Raw genomic sequence first — 4589 nt, 5'->3', positions numbered from 1 at the left:
TCTGGCCAGACAAAAGAGAGGTCGTCGATGACGACAGCAGGGTTAAACATGAGGCCTCCGTCTCTGCGGCGTCTCTTGGACGCCGCGGGTTTGTCATGCGCGGGCGCACCAAACCCCAAGGCCGGTGACACACGCGCGAGGGAGCGCTGCGTCATCACCAACATTCCGCCCGTTTGGGCGGCTGTGCGGCTCAAATGCGAGGCGTGCGAAGCAGGCCATCAAGCATTCGAAGCCACCGAAGTGGATCGACAATCAGCGCTTATGCGCGGGCGTCGATAATTGTCACTTCATTCCAATGTTCTGGGACAGGACTCATTTATCGTAACGCCGGCACCGCAGAAATGCGAATCCCGGGCGTGTCGCGGGGTGCTCGTGTGTATACGTCTGGCGGGGGTCAGCTCGACTGTGCGTTGCCAACAACAACTTGTCCGCGCATTGCCTATCTGTGCTCAGCTCGACTTCGGTTTACCCCTCCTCGTCTCGCCCGTCCGTGCTCTGCCCGTCCGTACTCTGCCCGTCCGTACTCTGCCCGTCCGTACTTTGCCCGTCTGCGCTTGGTCCGTCTGGGGATTGCACATCTGTGGCGGCAGGTTGGCGGAGGTCTTCGAGACACTTGCGTAGAAAGACGCCCACATCGACAATCTCGTCTTGCGAGACGGCGTGACCGAGCCCGGTGTACACGCGCCCGGAGAGCTCGACGACGCCGGGCAACCAGGCTGTTGTGTGCTCAATGAGTTGCGGGAAGATCACTGTGTCATTGGTTCCGCGCCCCCAGAAAACGGGTGGACGCCGCGCGGCAAGCTCAGCGTCGGTGGGGAGTTCACCACCAGCCGCGTAGCCGGACAGATTGACGGCAAAGGCGAATCGTTGCGGACGCAGCCGGAGCGCTTGAATCGCGACAGCCGCCCCCTGCGAGAATCCCAGTAGCCCCACATCGCCGATTTCTTGCGTGTCCAGCCAAGCCAACAGTGCCTCGGCGCCCGCCGTGACGCTCTCGCCAGTGCGCGCATTCAACCCCTCGATCGGGTACCACGAGTAGCCGGGCGCGGGCCACGGCGGTGCCAGCGGAGCTCGTACGGCGACATACACGAACTCGTCTGGCAGCAGCGGCACGAGGCTGAAAAGGTCACGTTCGTCACTTCCGTAGCCGTGAAGCAACACCACAACGGGGCGGCCGTCTCGGGCGTCCGCGGGCGCAGACCACAACACCGAATCAACGTCGATGGGATCAGAATTCGACATGGCCCCATCCTGCCACCCACCTCCGACACTCCAGCCGGCGCCCGTGGTTCCACTCCTTTCTGTGACCAAATGTCGGAGCCTTCGTGCCAACACGCCGCATGGCACCGCTCCCACCGCCTTCCGGGTCGCATTTCTCCGACATTTGGCAACGGTTGAGACGGAACCATGAGGCGGGCCGGAAAATAGGCCGCGGAACCAGAACACCCGTCACAAGTGACCCCGGAACTCTGGAACGCCGGAATTCCGGAACTCCGTAATCCCGGAACTCCGGAACCCCACACCAGTCGAAAGACCCGCACTGCGTACCTCCGACACTCCCGTCGGCGCCCGTGGTTCCGCTCTTTTCTGTGACCAAATGTCGGAGCCTTCGTGCCAACACGCCGCATGGCACCGCTCCCACCGCCTTCCGGGTCGCACTTCTCCGACATTTGGCAACTGTTGAGACGGGACCATGAGGCCGGCCGGAACCAAGATGCCGGGTCAAAACCACGGCGCGCCCCGAAACCACGGCGCGCGCCGAAACCACGACACCGCCCGAAACCCCGAAACGGGCCGGACGAAGCACACCCCCGCAATCCGCAACACGGTAGCCGTGACCGCTGGGGCGTGACAGGCTGGCGGCATGAAGATTCTCGTGCTCGGTGGTACTGGCTGGGTTAGCTCGCACGTGGCGCGTATCGCGCTGGAGGCCGGGCACGCTGTGACGTGCTTGACGCGTTCGGCGGGGGTGCCCAACGGGGCACGATCGGTGCGGGCTGATCGCGACGCCGATGACGCTTACGTTGCTGTCGCGGGTGAGCAGTGGGACGCCGTGATCGACGTCGCGCGTGAGCCCGGTCATGTTCGCCGTGCCACGCAGGCTCTCGCCGAGTCGGCGAATCGCTACATTCTGGTGTCGACCATCAGCGTTTACGCCAACCACGCGCAGCGCGATGCCGACGAGACGGCCGATCGCCTACCCCCGCTTGAAGCCGACGTGATGGCATCGATGGCCGACTACGGCTCGGCAAAGGTTGCGGCAGAAGACGCCGTTGTGGCCGCGTTTGGCCCGGATCGTTTCGTCATCGCTCGTCCCGGTCTCATCGGTGGCCCTGGTGATGCCACGGGTCGCACCACTTACTGGCCATGGCGCTTTGCGCACCCCGTCGACGCGACGCACATCGTGGTTCCGGACGCCCTCGACCTCACGTGCGCCGTGATCGACGCCCGCGATCTTGCTGCGTGGCTGGTGTATTGCGCGAGCGCGGAGATCAGCGGAACCTTCGATGTGCTGGGCGAACAGCTCACGTTGCGCGACCACCTGGCGATTGCGCGAGAGGCCGGTGTTGCCGAGGGCGGTGCGGGAGTCGATGAACCGCGAATCTTGCCGATGCCTGCCGCATTCTTGCTTGAACACGGCGTCGCCGAATGGGCGGGCGATAATTCGTTGCCGCTGTGGATTGCCGACGAAAGCATGGGAGCGATGAGCGCCCGCAGTGCGAAATTGGCCGCGGCGAACGGGCTTCGATTGCGACCCCTTGCCGACACGCTGCGCGATGGCATGTGGTGGCGCGGCAACAACGGCGGCGGCGCGGGGCTGAGCGATGCGGGCGAGCGCGAGGTTATCGCGGCATGGCGCGCGCAGCCGGACGGCTGACGATACACGCGGAACATCGGTGGGCGGGCCGGCGCGCGCTCGACGTCGTGATCGCGACGACGCAGTCGCTGACGTTCGCCGTTGGCCGAAACTCTCGGCAATCGGCGGCCCGTCGGGTATACAAGAGACATGGCAGTGCGCACCCCGGATCCAGACCCGAGCGAGCCGAACGACGAGACCCCGCGTGATCCACTCGCCGGTCTCGGGCTCAACAACGAATTTCACGCGCCCGGCGCAAATCCCGGTTGGCTGAGCGAGGTTGAACTTGCCGAGGCTCGCCGCCACCTGCCGATTCTTTACGTTGAGGCGATTCCCGTGCGGCAAGACGGTACCGGGGCGGTCACCGAAGTTGGCATTTTGCTGCGCGCCACCCCGATGGGTGAGATGACTCGCACGATCGTTTCTGGCCGCGTTCGTTACGGCGAGACCGTACGCGATGCGCTGTTTCGTCACGTCGAAAACGACCTCGGCCCGATGGCGTTTCCGCTTCTGCCACCCCAGCCGGCACCCTTCACGGTGGCCGAATACTTCCCGCTGCCAGGCGTCAGCGCGTATCACGATGACCGCCAGCACGCCGTTTCGCTCGCCTTCGTGGTTCCGGTCACCGGAACCTGCGAGCCGCGTCAAGACGCACTCGAAGTCACTTGGATGACGCCGGAAGAAGCATCGTCCGAGACCCTCAGCGCCGAAATGGAAGGCGGGCGCGGCACCCTTGTGCGCCTCGCCCTCGCCAGCGTCGGCGCCCTCCGCTAGCTCGCGAAGAACGACCACCGTCGCGGCGGTGCCGACCCAGGCGGCTTCACCACGGCGCGCGCTGCGGGTGCGTGGTTCCGGTGTTCTGTAGCCAAATGTCGGAGTCTTTGGGGTGACACGCCGGGTGGCACCGCTCCCGTGGGCTGTTTCGGTCAGGTTCTCCGACATTTGGGCGCGGCGTGGCGGCGGAGTGCCGGTGCGGCGGGTGGAACCTCGGTGCCGGTGAGCGGCGCGCGCGGACGTTGCGTGGTTCCGGTCTTCTGTTGCCAAGTGACGGAGTCTTTGGGGCGACGCGCCGGGTGGCACCGCTCACAAGGCGTGTTTTGGTGAAGTTCTCCGACATTTGGGTGCGGCGTGGCGGCGGAGTGCCGGTGCGGCGGGTGGAACCTCGGTGCCGGTGAGCGGCGCGCCCTGTGGCTTCGTGGTTCCGTTTTCTGTTGCCAAATGTCGGAGTGTTTGGGGTGATGCGCCGGGTGGCACCGCTCCCGAGGGCTGTTTCGGTCAGGTTCTCCGACATTTCGGTGCGGCGTGGCGGCGGAGTGCCGGTGCGGCGGGTGGAACCTCGGTGCCGGTGAGCGGCGCGCCCTGTGGCTTCGTGGTTCCGTTTTCTGTTGCCAAATGTCGGAGTGCTTGGGGTGACACGCCGGGTGGCACCGCTCCCGAGGGCTGTTTCGGTCAGGTTCTCCGACATTTCGGTGCGGCGTGGCGGCGGAGTGCCGGTGCGGCGGGTGGAACCTCGGTGCCGGGACGGGGTCTCGGTGCGGGGACGGGGTCTCGGTGCATCAGGCGGAACCTCGGCGCGGCGACCAGCGCGCGCGGATGCTTCGTGGTTCCGATGTTTCCCGTTGCCAAATGTCGGAGCGTTTGGAGCGACACGCCGGGTGGTACCGCTCCCATGGGCTGCTCCGGTGAAGGTCTCCGACATTTGGGCGCGGCTTGTCACAATGGCGAAACAACG

General features: G+C 65.4%; 3 protein-coding genes. 2 read left to right on the top strand and 1 reads right to left on the bottom strand.

From position 1 onward, the window contains the following. Window positions 1–465 precede the first annotated feature (465 nt). Complete coding sequence (locus tag FVP60_RS12950) at window positions 466–1242, bottom strand: alpha/beta hydrolase (RefSeq protein WP_147825233.1); 777 nt, start codon at window positions 1240–1242, stop codon at window positions 466–468. 622 nt (window positions 1243–1864) lie between these two features. On the opposite strand from FVP60_RS12950, the gene FVP60_RS12945 reads away from it, so the two are divergent. Together FVP60_RS12945 and FVP60_RS12940 are read left to right on the top strand one after the other, a co-directional pair. Continuing rightward, on the top strand, window positions 1865–2878 hold the full coding sequence (locus FVP60_RS12945; protein ID WP_147825232.1) for an NAD-dependent epimerase/dehydratase family protein: 1014 nt from the start codon (window positions 1865–1867) through the stop codon (window positions 2876–2878). Window positions 2879–3007: 129 nt separating this feature from the next. Further along, window positions 3008–3631, top strand: a complete 624-nt coding sequence (locus FVP60_RS12940) for an NUDIX hydrolase family protein (protein WP_147825231.1) — start codon at window positions 3008–3010, stop codon at window positions 3629–3631. The last annotated feature ends 958 nt before the right edge of the window (window positions 3632–4589 follow it).

The organism is Microbacterium mitrae, assembly GCF_008017445.1.
Classification (GTDB): domain Bacteria; phylum Actinomycetota; class Actinomycetes; order Actinomycetales; family Microbacteriaceae; genus Microbacterium; species Microbacterium mitrae.
This window is presented reverse-complemented; position numbering and strand designations above follow the sequence as displayed.